Here is a 20474-nt window from a genome sequence, read left to right as displayed (position 1 = left end):
AAAACGGTCATTAGGGCTTGCTTGGATTTTGATTATTTAGAAGAGTGGTTTTTAACGGCCTGATGAACGTTTTGGGGTTAACCAAAAGACCACCGTCTCTTGTCACATCGCAAAGATATGCATACTCTCCGAATAATCACAATTTTGTCAAGATTATGGCTTCCAAATTCTTGAATTTGTACGCAATACTGCATAAACAGTGCGTTTTACGAGGGCATCGCATGTTCCCTGATTTTGCAATCATAATTTGCCTATTACAGTAACTTAACAACAAGACGGAGTAACCAGCATCTCCCCAACGGGGGAGAACGAGAGAGGGCTGAAGTGATTGGAAAAAGCGAGCACCATAGTGCTCAAAATCCTGCTAAATCCAAAACCATAATCCAAATATCACTGACGAAATATTTCAAAAAAAATGGATCCGTGAAAAAGCCAAATCCGTGTTCCTCGGTGATATCAGTGTTTCATTTTTTTGATTTGTGTCCACGCCGAAGGCTGGGGACACAACGGCAACACGGAATGATAATATCGGTGAGAATATAGTGTCCATCGCCGCAGACTGATGGACACAGGGGCTAAAACGGATAATATAAAAACGCAATAAAATATAAAAGGACAAGAAGCTTATGGTTACATTCAAAATATTTTCGTAACTTTGCTAACAAAGAACAACTAAATGATAACGATATGGCATCAGCAACATTAAACTCCAAACCAGTACAGATGATTGTCACACTGGAAGACAATGCGCTCATAGCCGACATCAAGAAGGCTTTGAAACTATTACGAGGTGTAGCCTCCGTACGAATGGCCAACCTCAAAGATGACGAGACCATCACACCCCCATGCACCGCTCTATAAACAAGGCGCGTCGCGAGTATGCCAATGGCGAGACCATTTCATGTAGTACACCAGAAGAAATGCAACGATATTTCGACAACCTATGATCTACACTATTGAGTATTCCAAAGAGGCTGACAAGACACTACGTAAGTGGAAAAAATGACCGCATTATATACGACATCTACGACGACCGCGTATCAGTACTGATAATCCAAGCAGAAGAACACTACAACGACAAATAATCATCACACTCCCTCATTACATCAACGAGTAATATTGTTTTCTCAAAATAAAGTATCATAGTATCATTCTGTCCTCCAATTACACCCCTAAGACCTTATATACTAACGATTTGACCAAATGATACTTTTCTGAATGTTTTACAGAAAAGTATCATCGAAGTATCACAGAAGTATCATAGAACATGGAAACAAAAGCATAAAAGTGACGGCCACACAGCATCCTCATTGAAGCCTACGGGCTAATCCATTGAATCCTAAATCACGGGCTAATCCTTTGATAAGCCAAATCACAATCATCGGCAAAGACAACAAAAACGTCACGAAATGGGCAAGCAGCGTGCCCATGTGGGGCAAGCACGTTACCCAACAGGGGCAAGCACGTTGCCCCATGTGGGCACGGGTGATGCTCAAAAGATGCCCAAAAACACTTTAATACTCATCCTGACCTACCAAAAGGATAACCCATCCTAAACTCAAACCCATCCTAACCTTCCCAAAGGATAACCCATCCTAAACTCAAACCCATCCTAACCTTCCCAAAGGGAAGGAACATATTACTCCGGATATTGACACCAGCACCACATAACCTAAAACCCAACACCACCTAATAACTTAAGCCCCCACCTAGCCTCCCCCGAAGGGGAGGGACAGTCACTATTGCTGCTGACAAACCGTTGATAATCAGATGACTACTAACGATAAATCAGACGACTACTGACGAAAATCATGTAGCCAATGGTATCCGTCCCTCCACTTCGGGGGAGGCTAGGTGGGGGCTGAGGTTAATTGGCAGAGTAACTTGTTCCTTCCCTTGGGGAAGGTTAGGATGGGTTATTCTTTAAACCATCCAGACAATAACCAGATGGTTTTTGCGCATACTAAAATGCGGAAGTATCTGTAATTCAGACACTTCCGCACTTACGACCAGATGGTTGACGATTTTATTCAAAAATTGTCTTTATCTTTGATTTAACCCAAATCGGTCATTAGACCGTTTGAGGTTTATAACTGAGCCAGCTCTACTACCTTGTCTACAGCGGCAGAAAGACCGTCGACGTTCTTTCCTCCGGCAGTGGCGAAGTGAGGCTGACCGCCACCGCCACCCTGAATCAGTTTGGCAGCCTCGCGGATAACCTTACCGGCATTGAAACCGCGGTCGCTTACGAGGTCGTCGGTAGCCATAACGGTGAGCAACGGCTTGTTGTCATGCTTGCTACCGATAACACAGAGCATATTCTCCGGCTGTGCGGCACGGAGCTTGAAAGCGAGGTCTTTGGCTGCCTCTGGAGTCATCGGCAACACACAGGTAACGACCTTCACGCCGCCAACCTCACGAGCCTGCTGCAAAAGACGCTCCTTGGCACGCTCCACTGCCTCAGCCTGGAACTTCTCTATGCTCTTCTTCATCGCCTCGTGCTCCTCGATGTATTTGCCTATTACGGTCTGCAAGTCCTTGGCATTATGGAAGAGAGCCTTGATAGCCTTCATACTGTCCTCCATGTCATACATCATCTGCTCGCAGGCAGCGCCTGTCTTAGCCTCGATACGACGGATGCCGGCGGCAACGCTGCTCTCGGAAACGATCTTCAGCATACCGATGCGACCGGTGCTGTGGGCGTGGATACCACCACAGAACTCAACACTCGGACCAAACTGCACCACGCGGACCCTGTCGCCGTATTTCTCACCGAACAATGCTATAGCTCCGAGCTGCTTAGCCTCCTCTATCGGCACGTTGCGATGATCCTGCAACGGGATGTCCTGACGAATCATATCGTTGACGATACGCTCAACCTGACGGATTTCCTCGTCGGTTACCTTCTGGAAATGAGCGAAGTCGAAACGCAATGTGTCTGGCGACACGAATGATCCCTTCTGCTCCACGTGGTCGCCGAGCACCTGCTTGAGGGCATAGTCGAGAAGGTGGGTAGCCGTATGGTTGGCTGCACTCGCCTCACGCTTGTCGGTATCCACACAAGCCATGAATTCTGCCTCTACGTTCTTTGGCAGAGCCTTCACGATATGTACAGACTGGTTGTTCTCACGTTTGGTGTCGGTGATGGTGATGGTCTCCTCCTCGTTTACGAGGACACCGGTGTCGCCCACCTGACCTCCCATCTCGCCATAGAAAGGAGTGTTGTCGAGAACGAGTTCGAAATATGTGTTCTTCTTCTGCGTCACCTTGCGGTAGCGCAGGATGTGACATTCATATTCAGTATAGTCATAGCCCACGAACTGCTGCTCGCCCGGACGAACCTCAATCCAGTCGCCGTTTTCCACAGCTGCCGCATTGCGGGCACGCTCCTTCTGCTTCTGCATCTCTACGTCAAACTGCTTCTCGTCTACGGTGACGCCGCTCTCACGACAGATAAGCTCGGTGAGGTCGAGTGGGAATCCGTAGGTGTCGAATAGGCGGAACGCCTGTGTGCCGTCGAGCTCTGTCTTGCCGGCAGCCTTCACAGCCTCGATGGCGCTGCTGAGCATGTTGATACCGTTGGAGAGTGTGCGAAGGAACGACTCCTCCTCCTCTTTTATCACCTTGGTGATGAGTTCGCGCTGGGCAGAAAGCTCCGGGAATGCTCCGCCCATCTCCTGTACCAATACCGGCACGAGACGGAAGAGGAACGACTCCTTCTGACCCAGGAAGGTGTAGGCATAACGCACGGCACGGCGAAGGATTCGGCGGATGACGTATCCAGCCTTGGCGTTGCTTGGCAGCTGACCGTCGGCAATGGAGAATGCCACGGCACGGAGGTGGTCGGCAACAACACGCATAGCCACGTCAACTTCCTCTGTCTCGCCGTATTTCAGACCAGAGAGAGTGCTGATTTCCTTTATGATAGGCTGGAAGATGTCGGTGTCGTAGTTAGAATGCTTGCCCTGCAGGGCGCGCACGAGTCGCTCGAAGCCCATACCGGTATCGATGACGTGCATTGGCAGGGGTTCGAGAGAACCGTCGGCCTTGCGGTTGAACTGCATGAACACGATGTTCCAGATCTCAATCACCTGTGGGTCGTCCTTGTTTACGAGTTCGCGTCCCGGTGTCTTTGCCTTCTCCTCCGGAGTGCGGGAGTCGAGATGAATCTCAGAGCATGGACCGCAAGGGCCTGTGTCGCCCATCTCCCAGAAGTTGTCGTGCTTGTTGCCATTGATGATATGGTCGGCAGGCACATGCTTGAGCCAGAAGCCGGCTGCCTCATCGTCGCGAGCGAGTCCCTCCTCGGGAGAGCCCTCGAATACTGTGACGTAGAGGTCGTTCGGATCGAGATGAAGCACGTCGACGAGGTATTCCCATGCGTAGTCGATGGCGCCCTCCTTGAAGTAGTCGCCGAAGCTCCAGTTGCCGAGCATCTCAAACATGGTGTGGTGGTAGGTATCGTGGCCCACTTCCTCGAGGTCGTTGTGCTTACCGCTCACGCGCAGACACTTCTGTGTGTCGGCACGACGGCGTGGCTCCGGCTCGCGGGTGCCGAGGATAATGTCTTTCCACTGGTTCATACCTGCATTGGTGAACATCAGCGTAGGGTCGTCTTTGATGACCATTGGCGCTGACGGTACAATAACGTGTCCTTTCGACTCGAAGAATTTCTTGAATGAGTCGCGGATTTCATTTGCTGTCATCATCGTATTCTTGTTTCTTTAATAATATTTCTTTTTGACTCTGTTGCTAAGGGCACAGGAAAAGGGCAATGATATTGCCGGGTGTGCTTGCCCATGCCTCTTACCTATTGATATAATCGGCAAAATTAAAAAAAATATGATAAACAGCCAAATTATTTGTTATCCTTGTGTTTTTTAGCGTGTTATAAGCCACGGATGTTGACGAAACAGAAGAAAATTATTATCTTTGCCGAAGAAAGTATATAATATGGCACTTAACACGGAAAAGAAACTGAAACTGTATTACTCCATCAAGGAGGTGGCAGAGATGCTGGGCGTCTCTGAAAGCATGTTGCGCTTCTGGGAGAAGGAAATTCCGATGATAAAACCCAAGACCACGGGCAACAATATCCGACAGTATACGGAACAGGACATCGAGAACATCAAAGTGGTATACAACCTGGTGAAGGTGCGTGGCTTCAAGCTTGCCGCCGCCCGCAAGATGCTGAAGGAACAGAAGAATTCCGTAAGCTCCGACACCAAGGTGCTGGAGACGCTCATAAAGCTGCGCGACCAGCTGCAGGAGATGAAAAAGCAGTTCGACTACCTTACGTAATGACGGATTTAACCCAAAACGGGCATTAGGAATCAGCAGAATAAGTTACGGAATACTATTAAGGAAAAAAAGAAATAGAAAACAAGTAGGGACGATCGGGCTCGAACCGATGACCTCTGCAATGTGACTGCAGCGCTCTAAACCAACTGGGCTACGCCCCTGTTTTTCTATTACCGGCACAAAAGTACACTATTTATTCGAACCGACAAAATAATTTGCACTTTTTATACTTTCACGATATAATACTAAGATATACTTTTACGATGGAATATCAAAAATGCCAAGCCCACTGAAGGACTTGGCATATATTCTATCTGTCGGAAACGACAGATTTGGGTTCAATTGATTCGCTTATTACTTAACGAACTTCTTGCCGTTCTGGATAGCGATACCCTTGAAGTCAGAGCTTACGCGCTGACCAGCGAGGTTGTAGATAGGAGCGTTAGCGTCTGCCTCTGGAGCAACAACGTTGCTGATGCCGTTAACATCACCGTTAGTGTCGAAAGCAAGACCGCAAAGCATGATCTTAGAACCAGATACCCAGAAGAAGTATGTGTAGCCTGGCTCAACGTCGTAAGCGAGAGCTGCGTAAACGTCAGCGTCTGTAGCCTGCTCTGCGGCCAGACCACCGTCAGCAGTGATGTACTGTCCCCATACGTCTGTAGCGTAATCGCCCATAGCAGCGAAGTCGAGCTCCTCAGCCTCGATAACTGAGTTAGGAACCTTGGCTGTCCAGATCTTCTTTTTACAACCATACTTAGCTGCAACATAAACCTTACCAGCAACAGCTGGAGTGAACTCTATGTGAGCAGATGTAGAACCAGCCTTGTCCAAAGAAGCGTCAACACCATTAGTACCACCCTGGATGTAAGCATTAGAGAAAGTCTTGCCCTGTGACACGAAAGTCTCAGCTGTAGTAGGATCGCTCTTTACTGTCCAGTTTTGACCACCGTCGAGAAGAACAACCTTGGCGTTCTGAATCTCTGTAGCAACAACTGTAGGCTCACCTGCGTTAGCAACTACTTGATCAACAGTAGCTGTAGAAGGAACTGCATTCCACTGACCCTGTGCGTTAGCACATACTGCCATAAACATAGCAGCTACGAAAAGTAAACTCTTTTTCATAATTTGTTTTGTTTTTAAGTTATTAATAAAATTGATCGTTTGGTTCAAGTCCATCGCTGGATTTATGATATCCAGCAATGAACTCGGATTATTATCACATTGTCGTTATATATTCAGGATATTACTCGCCAGCCTTTACAGCCTTGATAGTGTAGCGCTTGGCAGAGCTTGTGGCATTGAACTTGAACTTTGAGCTGAGAGAGGTATAGACAGTAAGGTCGTTACCCTCTATCACTCCACCTGTGTTTCTTGCTGCTGCAGCAGAACCGTTTCCAAATGTGTAACGGTTTTCACCAGCCTTGGCAACGTTGAACACTGCCTCCTGATCCATTTTCAAAGTAGCGGAAGCTATCTTGACTGTAATTGCCTGAGTATTTTCAGCCTCAAACTTGCTGATTGTAACAACTACATCTGAAGCTTTCTCGTTTCCGTCTTCGTCAAACATAGAACCATTGAAAGTTCCACCTACGAGAACAGATGCATCGGTGTGTGTCACTGGGTCGTCATCATCGTCGCATGCAGCGAATGTGAGCGAGAAGAGAACACCAAGCATCAAAAACAATATACTTTTCAGTTTCATTTTCTTTTCTGTTTTAATTCGGTTAATAATGAAGCAGGATTATTCTGCATCGCTTTCCTCTGCTGTGCTATATGTACGGAAGCCAGGGTTCTGGTCGGCAGCAGTGATACCTGAGTTGATCTGTATCTCGTTCTCTGGAATTGGACGCAGCCATTTGATCTGACCGTCGTTACCTGTCATGTTGGCAACAGAAAGACCGCAATAGGTAGTGTTGTAACGAACGAGCTGATGGGTGCGGCGCAAGTCCATCCAACGGTAATATTCACCGAGAGTCTCACGCATACGCTCGTCGAGGATCACATCCAGCTTGTTGATGGTCAATCCGTAGCTGTCGGTCTGTCCGAATGACACGTATCCACCGGCATCATTGTAGCCCCAGTCGTAGCGCTTGTAGTCGCTGAATGAGCCAAGATAAGAAGCATGTGAACGAGTACGAACGGCGTTGAGATACTTCAGCGAATTAGCATCGTCACCCATCATAAGGTAAGCCTCTGCAGCAACGAGATAAATCTCGCTTGCATTCAGAACCACAACATCACGGTAGTCACCGCCCGACTGTTTGCAGTCGCTGGTAGTATTCTTGTCGTCGAACTTGCGTACTGGAGGCAGACATCCGATCTTCTGGATTGCAGAAGAGAATGGCTGTGTGTAAGTGGCAGAGTTCTTTGCATCGTAAGAACCGTTTGCGGCATAAGCCTTGCAAGTGGAGTTCTCAGCAACCTTGAACACCTTGGTAGTGCTCTTCATACCAGTGGTAACGAACTGAGAAGCGTGGGCTGTGCAATAAGCCTCAATCTCAGAATCCTCAGTATACCATGGGAAATACTTGAATGCGATAGAGAGCTTTGCCTTCTCGTCATCATTTGCATTGTAGAATGCCCAATAGCCCTGCTTGCTCCAGTTGCTTTCATTTCCGTCGTAACCATATACTGTGGTCATGAAAGTTCCTTCGAAGCGGTCGTCGCCCTTGTCGAAAGCGTAGTAAACACGCTCTGTAGGACAGAGGTCGCTCTTCACACCCTTCACACCCAGAGTGTTTGAACCCATATAGAGAGCAAAGTTGTGCTGCTGGTCGTGACCACCCGTCACCTTGTCGGATGAAGTGGCACGGTCGTACTGGATTGAGAACAGAGTCTCGGCGTTGGTGCCCTTCTCGTTGTTGTCGAAGTCCCATTTCTTGTCGAATGACTGTGTCAAAGGAACTGCATCAGCTACCTCAGAAGCATATTTTGCAGCCTCAGCGAAATACTCGGTGCTGTTCACTGTGTATGTACCGTTCTTTGCATCATTGACAGTTGTCTGCAAGTCCCATCCTGCTGCGAGGTAAACCTTGGCAAGAAGAGCCTTGGCACCGATAACGCTGGCACGTCCTCTGGCATCCTTCTCAGAACTTACGCTCTCGAGATTGCCGTTTGCGATGATTTCCTTCAGGTCAGCAATGACGTTGGCATAAACCGTAGCGAGGTCTGTGCGAGGATAGTTTGTGCTTGCCGACTCGATATAGTCGGTGATGTATGGCACTGCACCGAACTGCTGTGTAAGGATGTAATAGCAATAGTCGCGCACGAAACGAGCCTGGTCGTTCAGCTTGTCGTCCTTGCAATACTTCAACACACAGTTGGCATAGTTGATGGCAGCATATGTGTTTTTATAAAGATTTGTAACATCCTCGTTGTCTGAAGAATACTGATACGACTGCAATACAGGAGCCGATGCATTCTGTCCAACGGTGTAGAGGTCTGTACCCTGACAGAACACCTTAGGATCGCTGTATACATCACGCAGAGCATAATATGCATTGTTAAGCTGCTGGTTCCAACCTGAGATGTCAGAGAACTGGCTTTCAGGTGTTACAGTACTTTTATTGTCTGTATCCAAGAAATCAGAACAGCTGGACAAACCAGCCACCGTGGCCAATCCGAGGGCAGACATTATGATAAACTTTTTCATTTTGCTTCTTTGTTTAAAATGTTATTAGAACTTAATGCTTGCACCGATCTGATATGTCACTGTGCTTGGACCATCATTCTTCTTGGCTGCATCAGCCCACTCAGGATCGAATCCCTTGTACTTCGTGAATACGAATGGGTTTGTAATGTTAACATAAAGACGGAGATACTGGCAGCCCCATGAAGAGAGCAACTTCTTTGGGAATGTGTAGCCAAGAGTGATGTTCTTGACCTTCCAGTAAGAAATCTTGTCTACTGCGAGAGCATTGTAAACGTTCTTCTCATAAGATGCAGAACCGGCACCGTTGTTGGTGATAGAACTGTTTGTGAATGGGAATGAACCATAGTGAGTGGTCTCCTGGTATACAGGGTTGATGTATGTACCGTCAGCATTCACACCGTCGCAGTCGATAAGTGTTCCAGCAGGGATGTAGTAATCCATTGCAATCTTGTTCCATCCACGGTAAGCATAATCGTATGTGTCAGCCAATGTGTTTGAGTATACCGTGAAGTTCTGCTTTGTATAGATTGAGAATGAGAAATCCCAATCCTTATACTGCAAAGTAGAAGAGATGTTACCTGTCCAAGAAGGATCCTGGCAACCGAGAATCATCTTGTCGTCAGCGTTGATCACGCCATTGCCGTCGTTATCCTTGATGATAGGCATACCCTCTGACCAACCGTATACCTTGTGGTAGTAGTCGCAAGAGCGAACCTGGTCACCAGGTGTGAAACCTGCATTAACAGCAGCATCGTTGTTAGGAACAGTGATGTTCTTGTCTGAAACGACGCCATCCCACTTGTACAGGTAGAGAGAGTTCATTGGAGAACCTACGAACAAAGAAGATGTGATAGGGTAGTCAGAATCGATGATCTTGTTCTCGCCGTTGATCTTCTTCACCTTGTTGATGTTGCGGGCGAAGTTGAAGCTTGTGGTCCAGTACCAGTCCTTGGTCTGGATGTTCACTGTGTTCAGGGCGAACTCGATACCACGGTTCTGCACCTCACCAACGTTGTCCCAAAGTTTGCCACCACCAGAAACCAATGGAAGGTGTCTCTCATAGAGCAGGTCTTTAGATGTCTTAGAATAGAGGTCGATAGATCCGTTGATTCTGTTGTTGAGGAATCCGTAGTCGATACCGAAGTTGGTTTCATAAGATTTCTCCCACTTCAAGTCAGCGTTGATGACACCGCTTGGGTAATAGCCGTTGGCAACGACTGAACCGAAAGCATAAATGTTTGGACCAGAAACGCCAACTGAGTTATAATGTCCGCACACGGTGTTGTTACCAGTCACACCATAGCTCAAACGAAGCTTCAAGTTGTCGATCCATGAGATGTTCTTCATGAAGTCTTCCTCAGAGATACGCCATGCAAGAGCTGCTGATGGGAACCATCCCCAGCGAGAGTCTTTCAGGAACTTTGAAGAACCGTCGGTACGTACTGTACCTGTGAACATATACTTGCCTTTGTAAGAATAGTTCAGACGCAAAGCGTAAGACATCATTGTCTCTTCCCAGTATGCTGTACCGGTGCCGATACCACTATCCTTCGGGTCCTTCTCAAAGATAGTACCTGTATACATATTGTACCACTTTGTACCTGTCATGATAGAAGTGGCACCAGTAGAAGTTCTGCCGAGCTGGCTGTACGTTCTGTCGGAATAAGTCATAGAGAACAATCCCATAGCACTCAGAGAGTGGTCACCGAAGGTCTTGTTGAAGTCAATCTGGTTGTCCCAAGTCCAGTCCTTGCGGGTGTACTCCTCTTGAGAAGAAGTCTCAGTACGAGAACCGCTCGAAGCTGTATACTCACCAGTGCGTGAGTTCACGTAGTTTGGAGAGAATGTGGTCTTGAATGACAACCACTCTACCGGTTTCAACTGCACGTAAATGTTACCAAGCACACGGAAGGTGTTTGACTCCTTTGAGTCGTCACGCAGATAGATAAGAGGGTTAACGGTATCAGTGAACTGATTTGCCTTTGTTCCCATTGACTCAAAGTTACCCGGCTTCACGTTGAAGCTGCCGTCAGAAGCGTAAGGACGAGCGAACGGCACCTGACGGAACGCATCCTTTACGGCATCATCTGAAGCCAACTGGTTTTCTGTGTAAGCGAGGTTCAGGGTGAAACCTGCAGAGAGATATTTGTTGATCTTGCTGTCAACACTTCCCTTCATGTTGTAGCGGTTCTGGAGGTCGTTCTTGTATACTCCCTCCTCACGGTTGTAACCTACTCCAAAATGATAGTGTGTATTCTTTGAAGAACCGTTTACGGCGAGGAAATGGTTCTGCTTCTGACCGTCCTGTGTAACGAGGTCTGGCCAGTTGTAGCCTTCGCCGTTGTTCAGCATGTTTTTCAGTACAGAAGTTCCGTCCTCTGTATCGGCAAGCATACCCTGCAGGAAGTCCTGCTGGGTCATCTTCCATGTTGGCTGGGCAACGGTAGCGATACCGTTTGCCACCTGTCCTGAAGAGAGGAACTGAGAGAAACGCCACTTGTAGAACTGGTCGGCGTTCATATAGTCAGGCATACGGGCAATCTTTGAAACGCCATAGTATCCGTCGTATGAGATAGAAACTTTCTCCTCGCTCTTTCCGGCGAGAGAAGAACCGCTCTTTGTAGTTACGATAACGACACCGGCTGTGGCACGTGAACCGAAGATAGCTGTAGATGAAGCATCCTTCAAGATGTCCATACGCTCGATGTCCTGAGTGTTCAAGAAGCCGATGTCCTCGCAGATAACACCGTCGACAACATAGATAGGCTTTGAAGTTCCCTGGATAGAAGACTTACCACGGATCTGAATGTTGAAGTCAGAACCTGCACGTCCGGTAGCCTGTGTAATCTGTGCGCCAGGAACAGAACCCTGCAATGCCTCCATTGCACTTGTAGTACCCTTGGCAGCAAGTTTTGCACCATCAGCAGAAGATACAGAACCGGTAAGGTCGCTCTTCTTCATCGTACCGTAACCTACAACGACAACCTCATCGAGCTGAGCATTGTCTTCCTGCAATACGATATTGATAGTTGAAGAGTTTCCGAGAGTAATGGTCTGCTCTTTGTAACCAATGTAGGAAATCTTTACTTTAGAAGAAGGAGATGCATTGGGGATAGAGAAATTACCATCGATGTCGGTGATGGAACCTGGTTTGCCATCGACAAACACAGTAACACCAATCAATGGCTCTCCACTTGCATCCTTCACTGTACCCGTGACCGTCTTCTGGGCAAATGCCGTAAGACAAACCATAGGCAATACTGAAGCCGTCAAGGCTCTTCTGAATTGTAAATGCATAAATGTTATTTTTTGATTTATTAGTTAGTAGCAATCTCCTTGTAGTGTACCAGTCTGTGTGCTTCCCGAGCACATTTCCTACACATATTATAATATGTGGGGCAGTAGTTGTTTCATCTTCTTTTCTGGCACCCCTGTGCCGTTTCCGTTATGGAACGGTATAGTTTGTTTCGGTGCAAATATATATAGTTTTCTTTAAAACGCAAAACTTTAGCAAAAGTTTTTTATTTTTAAGACTAAGATTTAACTTTAATCGGCCATCTGAAACTGGCTGGCAATAAAGAAAATTCTATTGCTGTCAGACTCAGATGGCCGATATCATCAGTTTAATGTTTGACCGATACCATCAGTTTAATGGTATATGTGCAAAATTTCTTTTAATCAGACATTCGGTATCCAACCGCCATTCTGTCTGAAAACATTCTCAAGCGTCACCTTTGCCGCCTCTTTCCTGGTGAGCTGGCGTGTCCATGCCGCACGTTCTTTCGTTGCCGCTCCCTCGCCATGGTTGTTATACTCGCAGTAGCGTGCAGTCGTCTCATTCTGCGTATTGCTCCAGTTGTGCCATCCTACGGGCAGGATATGCTTGCCGAGCTGACAGTTCATGAACAGGGTGTGGGCGTAGGGACGCCACGGACGACCGAGATATACCTTGCTGACTCCCTCTGCTGCGACAATCTTGCAGCGGTTGAACACATAACCGTATTCCACGTTCTGCGGAGTGGAAGCAGCGGTGATGTAGGAGTCGGTACGGCTCAGGATGGTGCAGTTTTCAAACCATGCCGTTGACGGACCGAAGATGAAGTCTGTGGTTCCCTCGATGTGGCAGTCTTTGAAATAGAGGCGTGTGTTAATGCCTCCTGTATATACCGTGTCTTGGTTGCCGAGGATGCGGCAGTTCACAAACGTGAGGCGGTCGCCCTGAGTGTGGAGCGCCACTGCCTGGCCGAGTCGTGCTGCGTTGTTTTCTATCGTGATGTTGCGGAATGTTATGTCATTGCCGTCCACCCGCACGGTGTAGGTGCGGAAGGTGCCCATCTTGCGGTCGGTGCCGGGAATGAACACATTGGCATGGTCGTCGTAGGTTATTATGGTATTGTCTCTGTCCTCGCCGCATATCTCTATATTGGTGAGCCATGACGGCACGATGAGTTTTTCCTTGTAGGTGCCTTTCTTCACGAATATCACCTTGTGGTATTCCATGAATGCCCTGCACACCTCAATGGCATCGTCGATATTGCGAAACTCTGCCGTTCCGTCGCGAGCCACGAAGAGTGTGTCGGGATTGTCGTATTTGTTTGCCGCATTGACAGCCAGCGTTCCCGCAAGAACGAGAACAAGGGATAGAAGTAATTTTCTCATTTTGATTGATTAGTTTTAAATTAGTAGTTTATCCAGAAAGTTATCCTGGAAACCATAAACGTCCATTATGCCGACGTTGGAATTATGGTTACCAGGATACTGATATAGTTCTATTATCCGAAAACCCGGGAGTTGGGTATATTGCATCAAACCGTCTGGTTCACTTCCTGCACACCATTGATGGTCTTCAGTCCGTTCATCACAGTCTCCACATCGCTGCGGTCGTGGATAAGCAGTTCGAAAACTCCGGCAAAGATGCCTTCGTCGCACGAAATGGTGAGCTTGTGGATATTCACGTCGAACTGGTCTGAGATGACCTTCGTCACCTCGTTGAGCATACCAATACGGTCGATACCCTTCACCGATATGGTGGCATCGAAGAGCAACTGACGCTTCATGTCCCATTTGGCGTCGAGAATCCTGTTGCCATAGCTTGACTTGAGCTTAGAAGCCACCTTGCAGGAGCGTTTGTGTATCTCGATGTGGTTCTTGCCGTCGATGAATCCAAGCACGTCATCGCCCGGAATAGGATGACAACAGGGTTTGAAGATGTATGTATTGATATTGTTGTCGGTGATGTAAATCGGTTTCTTGCGGTTGAAATTCTCCGGCACGACTGCATAGCCCTTGGAAGTAGCACTCTGCTGTTTCTCTACTTCGTCTTTTTTCTTGCCAAGGAACGGCACATACTTGCGCCATCCACGGGAAGTCTCACTCTTCTTGTTGTTCTTGCCCTGCAGTTCGTCGAGGTCCTGGTCGCCCAGAATGATGGTCTTGTCGCCCAATGCCTGGAGCAGCTGCTCGTGTTTCTCCACTTCATGCAGAGCGCAGAGTTTGTCCATCACGGCGAAGGTGAGTTCCATAGAATTGCGTTTGAGGAACTCGTCGAGTATCTCCTCGCCGCGCTTCTGCACTTCCCTACCCTCTCGGCGCAGGATTCCCTGAATCTTGGTCTTCGCCTTTGCAGTAGACACAAAGTTTATCCACGACGGCTGCACATGCTGAGAGTTTGAGGTGAGAATCTCCACCTGGTCGCCACTTTTGAGCTTATGGCTGAGAGGCACGAGCTTGTGGTTCACCTTGGCTCCGATACAATGGCTTCCGAGGAAAGTATGAATCTGGAAGGCGAAATCGAGGGCCGTACATCCTGCCGGCATAGTCTTGATTTCTCCCTTCGGAGTGAACACGAAGATTTCTGATGCGAAGAGGTTCAGTTTTATGGTGTCGAGGAAGTCCATGGCGTCTGGCTGCGGGTCGTCGAGGATTTCCTTGATGGTGCGCAGCCAGTTGTTCAGCTCGCCCTCATCTTCAGAGATTTCCTTGGCTCCATTGCCGTCAACTCCGTCTTTGTATTTCCAATGTGCGGCGAAGCCCTGCTCCGCCATCTCGTCCATGCGCTCCGAACGGATCTGCACTTCTATCCATTTTCCCATGTTGCTCATCAGAGTGACATGGATTGCCTGATAGCCGTTTGCCTTGGGGTGGTTAACCCAGTCGCGCAGACGGTCGGGATGTGATTTGTATATCTTGTTGAGTGCAACATAGATGCGGAAGCATTCGTCCACCTCCTCGTCCTTGTCTTTCGGCTTGAAAATAATTCTTACGGCAAGGATGTCGTAAATCTGGTCGAACGACACGTTTTTCTGCATCATCTTGTTCCAGATGGAGAACGGACTCTTCACTCGAGCCTTGATGGTATATTCGATGCCCATCTTGTCGAGTGTCTCACGGATAGGTTTCGTGAAATTGTCGAAGAGGGTGTCGCGTGATGCCTGAGTGCTGGCGAGCTTCTCTTCTATCTGCGCATATTTCTCCGGGTGTTCGAACTTGAAACTGAGATTCTCCAGCTCTGTCTTGATATTGTTCAGTCCGAGACGGTTGGCGAGCGGCGCATATATATATAAGGTCTCGCCGGCAATCTTGTAGCGTTTGTTTGGCGGTTGTCCGTCGAGCGTACGCATGTTGTGCAGACGGTCGCAAATCTTGATTAGGATGACACGGATGTCATCGCTCATCATCAGAAGCAGTTTCTTGAAGTTCTCTGCCTGTGCCGATGCCTGAGAACCGAAGATTCCTCCTGAAATCTTGGTCAGTCCGTCTACTATCTGGGCGATTTTCGGACCGAACATGTTCTGGATGTCCTCCACCGTATAGTCGGTGTCTTCCACCACGTCGTGGAGCAGTGCCGCACTGATACTCGTTGACCCGAGTCCCATCTCCGAGCATGCTATCTGTGCCACCGCTATGGGGTGCATGATGTATGGCTCGCCGGAGAGTCGGCGCACTCCCTTGTGGGCCTGACGTGCGAAGTTGAAAGCCTTCGTTATGATATCCACTTTCTTTCTGTGGCGCGATGCGAGATAACTGTCGAGCAGATGCTTGAAGGCATCATCTACCATTTTAGCATCAGCAGCCTCTCGCTCCTGGTCTGTAAGTTTCTGTTCACCCATGATAATGCGATTTTAAGAGTTAACGGTTGTATGTTGTTATCACTTCACCTTTATCTTCTTGCCGGCACGTATGTTGCTGCCCTTTATACCGTTGAGCTTGCGCAGCTTGCCCACGGTGGTGTGGTTTCTCTCGGCTATCTCGGAGAGAGTGTCACCGTTTCTCACTGTCACGCTCTTGCCTCCACGACCCTTCTTGCCTTTCTTGCCTTTAGACTTCTTAGATGAGCGACCGTATCCTTTCTTCGAAGAGGTACGCTTCGAAGATGTGTAGCGGGGCTGTGTCTGCTCGTCCACCTCAACGAGAGAACGGCGTGTGAAGAGCTGGTCAGCCTGGTAGTTGCTGATGGAGTCTTCATTGCTGATGAACGAATTGACCACCGAAATAGGCAGGCGCAGCACTGATGGCTTGGAGTTGCCGTTCACGATGTCACGGCGATACTGCGGATTGAGCGCACGAAGTTCTTCGAGGTTCACTCCACACATGTCGGCAATCTGCTTCAGGTGTATGTCGCGAGTCACCACCACTGTATCGGTCTTTGCCGGCAATGTGGTGCGCATCGGACAAATGTTGTGTTCACAATAATAGTTCATCACATAGTTTGCTGCGATGAATGCAGGCACGTATCCCTTTGTCTCACGCGGCAGATATGGATAGATCTTCCAATAGTCGGCCTCTCCGCCTGCTCTTTGCATCGCCTTGCGCACATTCTGCGGTCCGCAGTTGTATGCAGCGATTACGAGACTCCAGTCGCCATAGATTTTATATAGGTCGCGCAGATAGCGTGCTGCAGCATAGGATGCCTTCACAGGGTCGCGACGCTCGTCAACGAGAGAGTTTATCTCCAGTCCATACTGCTTGCCGGTGGATGGCATGAACTGCCACAGTCCGGCAGCCCCCACTCTGGATGTAGCCTTAGGGTTGAGTGCCGATTCTATAACCGGCAGGTATTTCAATTCCAGTGGAATGTCGTATGCCGAGAGGGCATCCTCGAATATCGGCATATAGAAATTCGATGCTCCGAGCATATAGCTCACCGAACGGCGCAGACGACCGGTGTAGCGGTCGATGAATTTCTGCACGATGTCGTTGTATGGCATCTCCATGATATTCGGCAGACGCTTCAGACGGTCTACGTAGACCTCCGGCTCATAGGTACGGTTTTCGTCTCGGTAGTTGCAGTCGTCGTCCACCTTCAGGTATTTCTGTGAGTAATACTCCTGCAGGAGGTCGTCAAACTCAGTGCCCATAGACTCAGGCACGTCGATCACTTCTTCACGGCCATCCTTGTCTTTCACTGTTATCTCATTGTCATTTACATCTTGTGCGAACATCTGTAACCCACTGCCCAACAGCAGAGATGCCGCCAATACTATAACTTTGTTTTTAAATATCATTACTTAATCAAATTGTTTCTTTTTTTAATTCATACATCGTGCAGCGCAAACCGGCTCATTAGAAATTGAGCGAGCACTGCAGTCCGAGCGCCGACGACTTCAGTGGATTTGCCGAACGGCGGTCGTTCATCACCGAAGGTTCTATCTTCAGGCTCAGGTCCTTGGATATGTCAAACTGCGACAGCGACGCATCCACGTATGCGTCGATTACAGAGAGAGCATAGACACCTATCATGCAGAAAATGCTCAGGTCGCGGTATTTGCGGTAGTAGTCCTTCCTGCGCTTGAAGAGATTCTGATATCGCTCTTTGTTTTCATCCGTTATCTGCATTCCGAGATGCAGGAATTGGTTGTAGCTCTGCGTATTGGGGTCGTCGTCCATGATGTCCATATATGCCTGCGAATAATCGCGGAACATCTGGTTGTTCCACCTCCATGCATAGATACAGCCAAGGAATCCGCCGTATACGATAGGCAGTTTCCAGTATTTACGGTTATACACCTGTCCGGCTCCCGGCAGCACTATGGCAAGCCACATGGCACGCTTGGGATCAGGGCTCCATGTAGCCCAGTCGCGCTTTGCCTTTTTCTGCTTCACGCCTACAGAGTCCACCTTATTTAATATATATATGGAATCTGCATTCAACATAGATACTGTATCCACAGCCACGGCACCCCTCGCCGCACTCAACAACGAGTCCGGCACAACCGTCGGCTGCGTTGCCGATGGTGTTTGCTGTTTCTCCGTCTCTGCGGCATTCACGGCAAGCATCGTCCATGCTGCCACGAGGCACATCATCATTCTATGAATGTTGCTCAACACTTCACGTTCCGCTTTTAGTCGTTCATTTTGTCGAGCGCCGCCATGATGCGCTCCAGTTCATCGGCATTGGCAAACGGGATGCTTATCTTTCCTTTTCCCTTTGGCGAACAGGTCATCTGCACCTTTGTGGAGAAGAACGAAGAGAGTCGTTCCTTCAGAGCGTTGAACTCCTCCGGGAGCTGTGTCTTCGAGGCTATCACCTTTTTGCCCACCGTCACGTCTTCGCCGCTGTTGAGCTGCTTGGCTATCTCCTCTACCTTTCTTACGGAGTATCCGTTTTTCTGTATTTCCTTGAACACCTTGATCTGAAGCGACGGCGAGTCGATAGAGAGAAGCGCACGCGCATGTCCCATGTCGATTTCCTTTTTCTGCAATGCCATCTGCACCTGTGCGGGCAACTTCAGCAGTCTGAGGTAGTTGGTTATCGCCGTGCGGCTCTTGCCCACTCGCTCCGACACCTTTTCCTGTGTCATTCCTGAGTTTGAGAGCAGGTGTTCGTATGCCAGAGCAATCTCAATGGCGTTGAGGTCCTCTCGCTGTATGTTCTCCACGAGCGCCATCTCCATGACGTTCTCGTCTTTTATCGTGCGTATATATGCCGGTATGGCTGTCAGCCCAGCTATCTGCGAGGCTCTCCAGCGGCGCTCTCCGGCAATGATCTGGTATCTGTCCTCAGCCACCTGTCTGAGTGTGATTGGCTGTATGATACCGATTTCGCGGATACTGTTGGCAAGTTCCTGAAGCGCTTCCTCGTCAAATTCCCGACGTGGCTGGTTAGGGTTTGCCTCAATCTGGTCTATTTCAATTTCGTTTATCGTAGAACTGCCCTGCGGACGCACGTCGTCGGTTGAAATCAGTGCGTCGAGTCCGCGTCCGAGTGCGCTGTATCTCTTGTGTACTCCCATTATCTCGTTGCTTATGTTTGCTTATTGTTTGCTTGTTTTCTCGTTCTTGTTGATGATTTCCTTTGCCAGCGCCAGGTGGTTCTTGCTTCCTGTGGAGTCGGCATCATACAGGATGACGGGCAGTCCGTGGCTTGGCGACTCGCTAAGCTTCACGTTTCTCTGGATTACGGTCTTGAACACCAGTTCCTGGAAATGGCGCTTCACCTCGTAGTATATCTGGTTGGCGAGACGCAGTCTGCCGTCATACATCGTGAGCAGGAATCCTTCTATCTCAAGACGTGTGTTGAGTTTGCTCTTGATAATCTTGATGGTATTGAGCAGTTTGCTGATTCCCTCAAGGGCGAAATACTCACACTGCACTGGGATTATTACGGAGTCGGCTGCCGTAAGGGCATTGACGGTAATCAGTCCGAGAGAAGGTGAGCAGTCGATAAGGATATAGTCGTAATCATCACGTATAGGCTGCAGCATTCTCTTGATCACCTGTTCGCGGTGTTCGAGATTCAGCATCTCTATCTCTGCTCCCACAAGGTCGATATGGCTCGGAATGATGTCAAGTCCGTCGATGTCAGTGGTATAGACAGCTTCCTTCACGTCGGCATGGTCGATGATGCACTCATAGAGTGTGCAGTCCACGTCCTTGGAGTTGACCCCGAGTCCGCTGGAGGCATTAGCCTGCGGGTCGGCGTCGATGACGAGCACTTTCTTTTCAAGCGTGGCGAGCGAGGCGGCGAGGTTGATGGTAGTTGTAGTCTTTCCCACACCGCCTTTCTGGTTAGCCAAAGCAATAATCTTTCCCATTTTATCCTTTTCTAATTTGTTCGAGGCCATAGCAATTCAGCCAAACCTACTGATTTGGTATAGCCCAATTATTTTGCAAAGATACATAATTTGCGCCACAATCAGAGGTTTTAAACCTTTTTTCGTACTTTTTAATATGGGAAAGTGGTATTGCCGATATGGGAAAGTGACCTTGGATGTAGTTTCCTGATTTTGGTTGAGTCTGCATTTGCACGGCATGCCTATATTATTTCATGCAAACAGAGTTTTCCCGACAAAAAATATCATAGTATCATTCTGAGGATACCCAAAAGATCTTTAGCATTGTTCTCTTGCATTTTTAGTCTAATAGCCACCTTTCGTTATCAATGCCCTCTGTCTCTGCCGAAGGGATAAGGCCTATACTTCCAAGTACTAAAACCTATGAACAGAGCCGCGGTGTGGAACATTCCCCGATTCATTGGTGAGTTTTTCAGATAATTGCTTGCATATCTCAAGTATTTTGA

The 20474-nt window shown here is 48.4% G+C and carries 13 protein-coding genes and 1 tRNA gene; 2 read left to right on the top strand and 12 right to left on the bottom strand.

The genetic code is table 11. From position 1 onward, the window contains the following. The first annotated feature begins 687 nt into the window (after positions 1-687). Complete coding sequence (locus QVO99_RS08700) at positions 688-861, top strand: hypothetical protein (protein WP_022317220.1); 174 nt, start codon at positions 688-690, stop codon at positions 859-861. Positions 862-2087: 1226 nt separating this feature from the next. Here QVO99_RS08700 and alaS read toward each other — a convergent pair. Then, on the bottom strand, positions 2088-4709 hold the full coding sequence (gene alaS, locus QVO99_RS08695) for an alanine--tRNA ligase (protein ID WP_022317218.1): 2622 nt from the start codon (positions 4707-4709) through the stop codon (positions 2088-2090). A 244-nt stretch (positions 4710-4953) separates the two neighbouring features. Between alaS and QVO99_RS08690 the strand changes: the two genes are divergently transcribed. Beyond that, on the top strand, positions 4954-5301 hold the full coding sequence (locus tag QVO99_RS08690) for a MerR family transcriptional regulator (RefSeq protein WP_022317217.1): 348 nt from the start codon (positions 4954-4956) through the stop codon (positions 5299-5301). Positions 5302-5387: 86 nt separating this feature from the next. Here the strand turns inward: QVO99_RS08690 and QVO99_RS08685 are convergent. From QVO99_RS08685 to QVO99_RS08635, 11 genes are all read right to left on the bottom strand, one after another. Next, positions 5388-5462 (bottom strand) — tRNA-Val (locus tag QVO99_RS08685). A 193-nt stretch (positions 5463-5655) separates the two neighbouring features. After that, entirely contained in the window at positions 5656-6426 is a 771-nt protein-coding gene (locus tag QVO99_RS08680; protein ID WP_022317216.1) for a hypothetical protein, read from the bottom strand. A gap of 121 nt (positions 6427-6547) precedes the next feature. After that, positions 6548-7006, bottom strand: coding sequence for a hypothetical protein (locus QVO99_RS08675; RefSeq protein WP_022317215.1), 459 nt, complete (start codon positions 7004-7006; stop codon positions 6548-6550). A gap of 39 nt (positions 7007-7045) precedes the next feature. After that, the gene (locus QVO99_RS08670; RefSeq protein ID WP_022317214.1) at positions 7046-8956 is read right to left on the bottom strand and encodes a RagB/SusD family nutrient uptake outer membrane protein; all 1911 of its coding nucleotides are present in this window, start codon (positions 8954-8956) and stop codon (positions 7046-7048) included. Positions 8957-8980: 24 nt separating this feature from the next. Beyond that, on the bottom strand, positions 8981-12253 hold the full coding sequence (locus QVO99_RS08665; RefSeq protein WP_022317213.1) for a SusC/RagA family TonB-linked outer membrane protein: 3273 nt from the start codon (positions 12251-12253) through the stop codon (positions 8981-8983). 381 nt (positions 12254-12634) lie between these two features. Further along, positions 12635-13615 (bottom strand): pectinesterase family protein, encoded by a 981-nt coding sequence (locus QVO99_RS08660; RefSeq protein ID WP_022317212.1) that lies wholly within the window; start codon positions 13613-13615, stop codon positions 12635-12637. 146 nt (positions 13616-13761) lie between these two features. Then, positions 13762-16065: a RelA/SpoT family protein gene (locus QVO99_RS08655; protein WP_022317211.1), complete on the bottom strand. Its 2304-nt coding sequence runs from the start codon at positions 16063-16065 to the stop codon at positions 13762-13764. A gap of 39 nt (positions 16066-16104) precedes the next feature. Next, positions 16105-17460: a lytic transglycosylase domain-containing protein gene (locus tag QVO99_RS08650; protein WP_022317210.1), complete on the bottom strand. Its 1356-nt coding sequence runs from the start codon at positions 17458-17460 to the stop codon at positions 16105-16107. A 58-nt stretch (positions 17461-17518) separates the two neighbouring features. Continuing rightward, positions 17519-18259, bottom strand: a complete 741-nt coding sequence (locus tag QVO99_RS08645) for a DUF5683 domain-containing protein (RefSeq protein WP_042519363.1) — start codon at positions 18257-18259, stop codon at positions 17519-17521. 38 nt (positions 18260-18297) lie between these two features. Beyond that, on the bottom strand, positions 18298-19188 hold the full coding sequence (locus tag QVO99_RS08640) for a ParB/RepB/Spo0J family partition protein (protein ID WP_022317208.1): 891 nt from the start codon (positions 19186-19188) through the stop codon (positions 18298-18300). A 21-nt stretch (positions 19189-19209) separates the two neighbouring features. Further along, positions 19210-19989: a ParA family protein gene (locus tag QVO99_RS08635; RefSeq protein ID WP_022317207.1), complete on the bottom strand. Its 780-nt coding sequence runs from the start codon at positions 19987-19989 to the stop codon at positions 19210-19212. Positions 19990-20474 lie beyond the last annotated feature (485 nt).

Origin of the sequence: Prevotella sp. CAG:592 (assembly GCF_000436015.1) — a bacterium.
GTDB classification, from domain to species: Bacteria; Bacteroidota; Bacteroidia; order Bacteroidales; family Bacteroidaceae; genus Prevotella; species Prevotella pectinovora.
Note: the sequence above shows the minus strand (reverse complement) of the source record. Positions and strands in the feature narration are given on the sequence as shown.

Bases quoted from the DNA above. Each gene is read 5' to 3' on its own strand.
- QVO99_RS08700 (WP_022317220.1), top strand. From the start codon at position 688: ATGGCATCAGCAACATTAAACTCCAAACCAGTACAGATGATTGTCACA.
- alaS (WP_022317218.1), bottom strand. From the start codon at position 4,709: ATGATGACAGCAAATGAAATCCGCGACTCATTCAAGAAATTCTTCGAG.
- QVO99_RS08690 (WP_022317217.1), top strand. From the start codon at position 4,954: ATGGCACTTAACACGGAAAAGAAACTGAAACTGTATTACTCCATCAAG.
- QVO99_RS08680 (WP_022317216.1), bottom strand. From the start codon at position 6,426: ATGAAAAAGAGTTTACTTTTCGTAGCTGCTATGTTTATGGCAGTATGT.
- QVO99_RS08675 (WP_022317215.1), bottom strand. From the start codon at position 7,006: ATGAAACTGAAAAGTATATTGTTTTTGATGCTTGGTGTTCTCTTCTCG.
- QVO99_RS08670 (WP_022317214.1), bottom strand. From the start codon at position 8,956: ATGAAAAAGTTTATCATAATGTCTGCCCTCGGATTGGCCACGGTGGCT.
- QVO99_RS08665 (WP_022317213.1), bottom strand. From the start codon at position 12,253: ATGCATTTACAATTCAGAAGAGCCTTGACGGCTTCAGTATTGCCTATG.
- QVO99_RS08660 (WP_022317212.1), bottom strand. From the start codon at position 13,615: ATGAGAAAATTACTTCTATCCCTTGTTCTCGTTCTTGCGGGAACGCTG.
- QVO99_RS08655 (WP_022317211.1), bottom strand. From the start codon at position 16,065: ATGGGTGAACAGAAACTTACAGACCAGGAGCGAGAGGCTGCTGATGCT.
- QVO99_RS08650 (WP_022317210.1), bottom strand. From the start codon at position 17,460: ATGATATTTAAAAACAAAGTTATAGTATTGGCGGCATCTCTGCTGTTG.
- QVO99_RS08645 (WP_042519363.1), bottom strand. From the start codon at position 18,259: ATGATGTGCCTCGTGGCAGCATGGACGATGCTTGCCGTGAATGCCGCA.
- QVO99_RS08640 (WP_022317208.1), bottom strand. From the start codon at position 19,188: ATGGGAGTACACAAGAGATACAGCGCACTCGGACGCGGACTCGACGCA.
- QVO99_RS08635 (WP_022317207.1), bottom strand. From the start codon at position 19,989: ATGGGAAAGATTATTGCTTTGGCTAACCAGAAAGGCGGTGTGGGAAAG.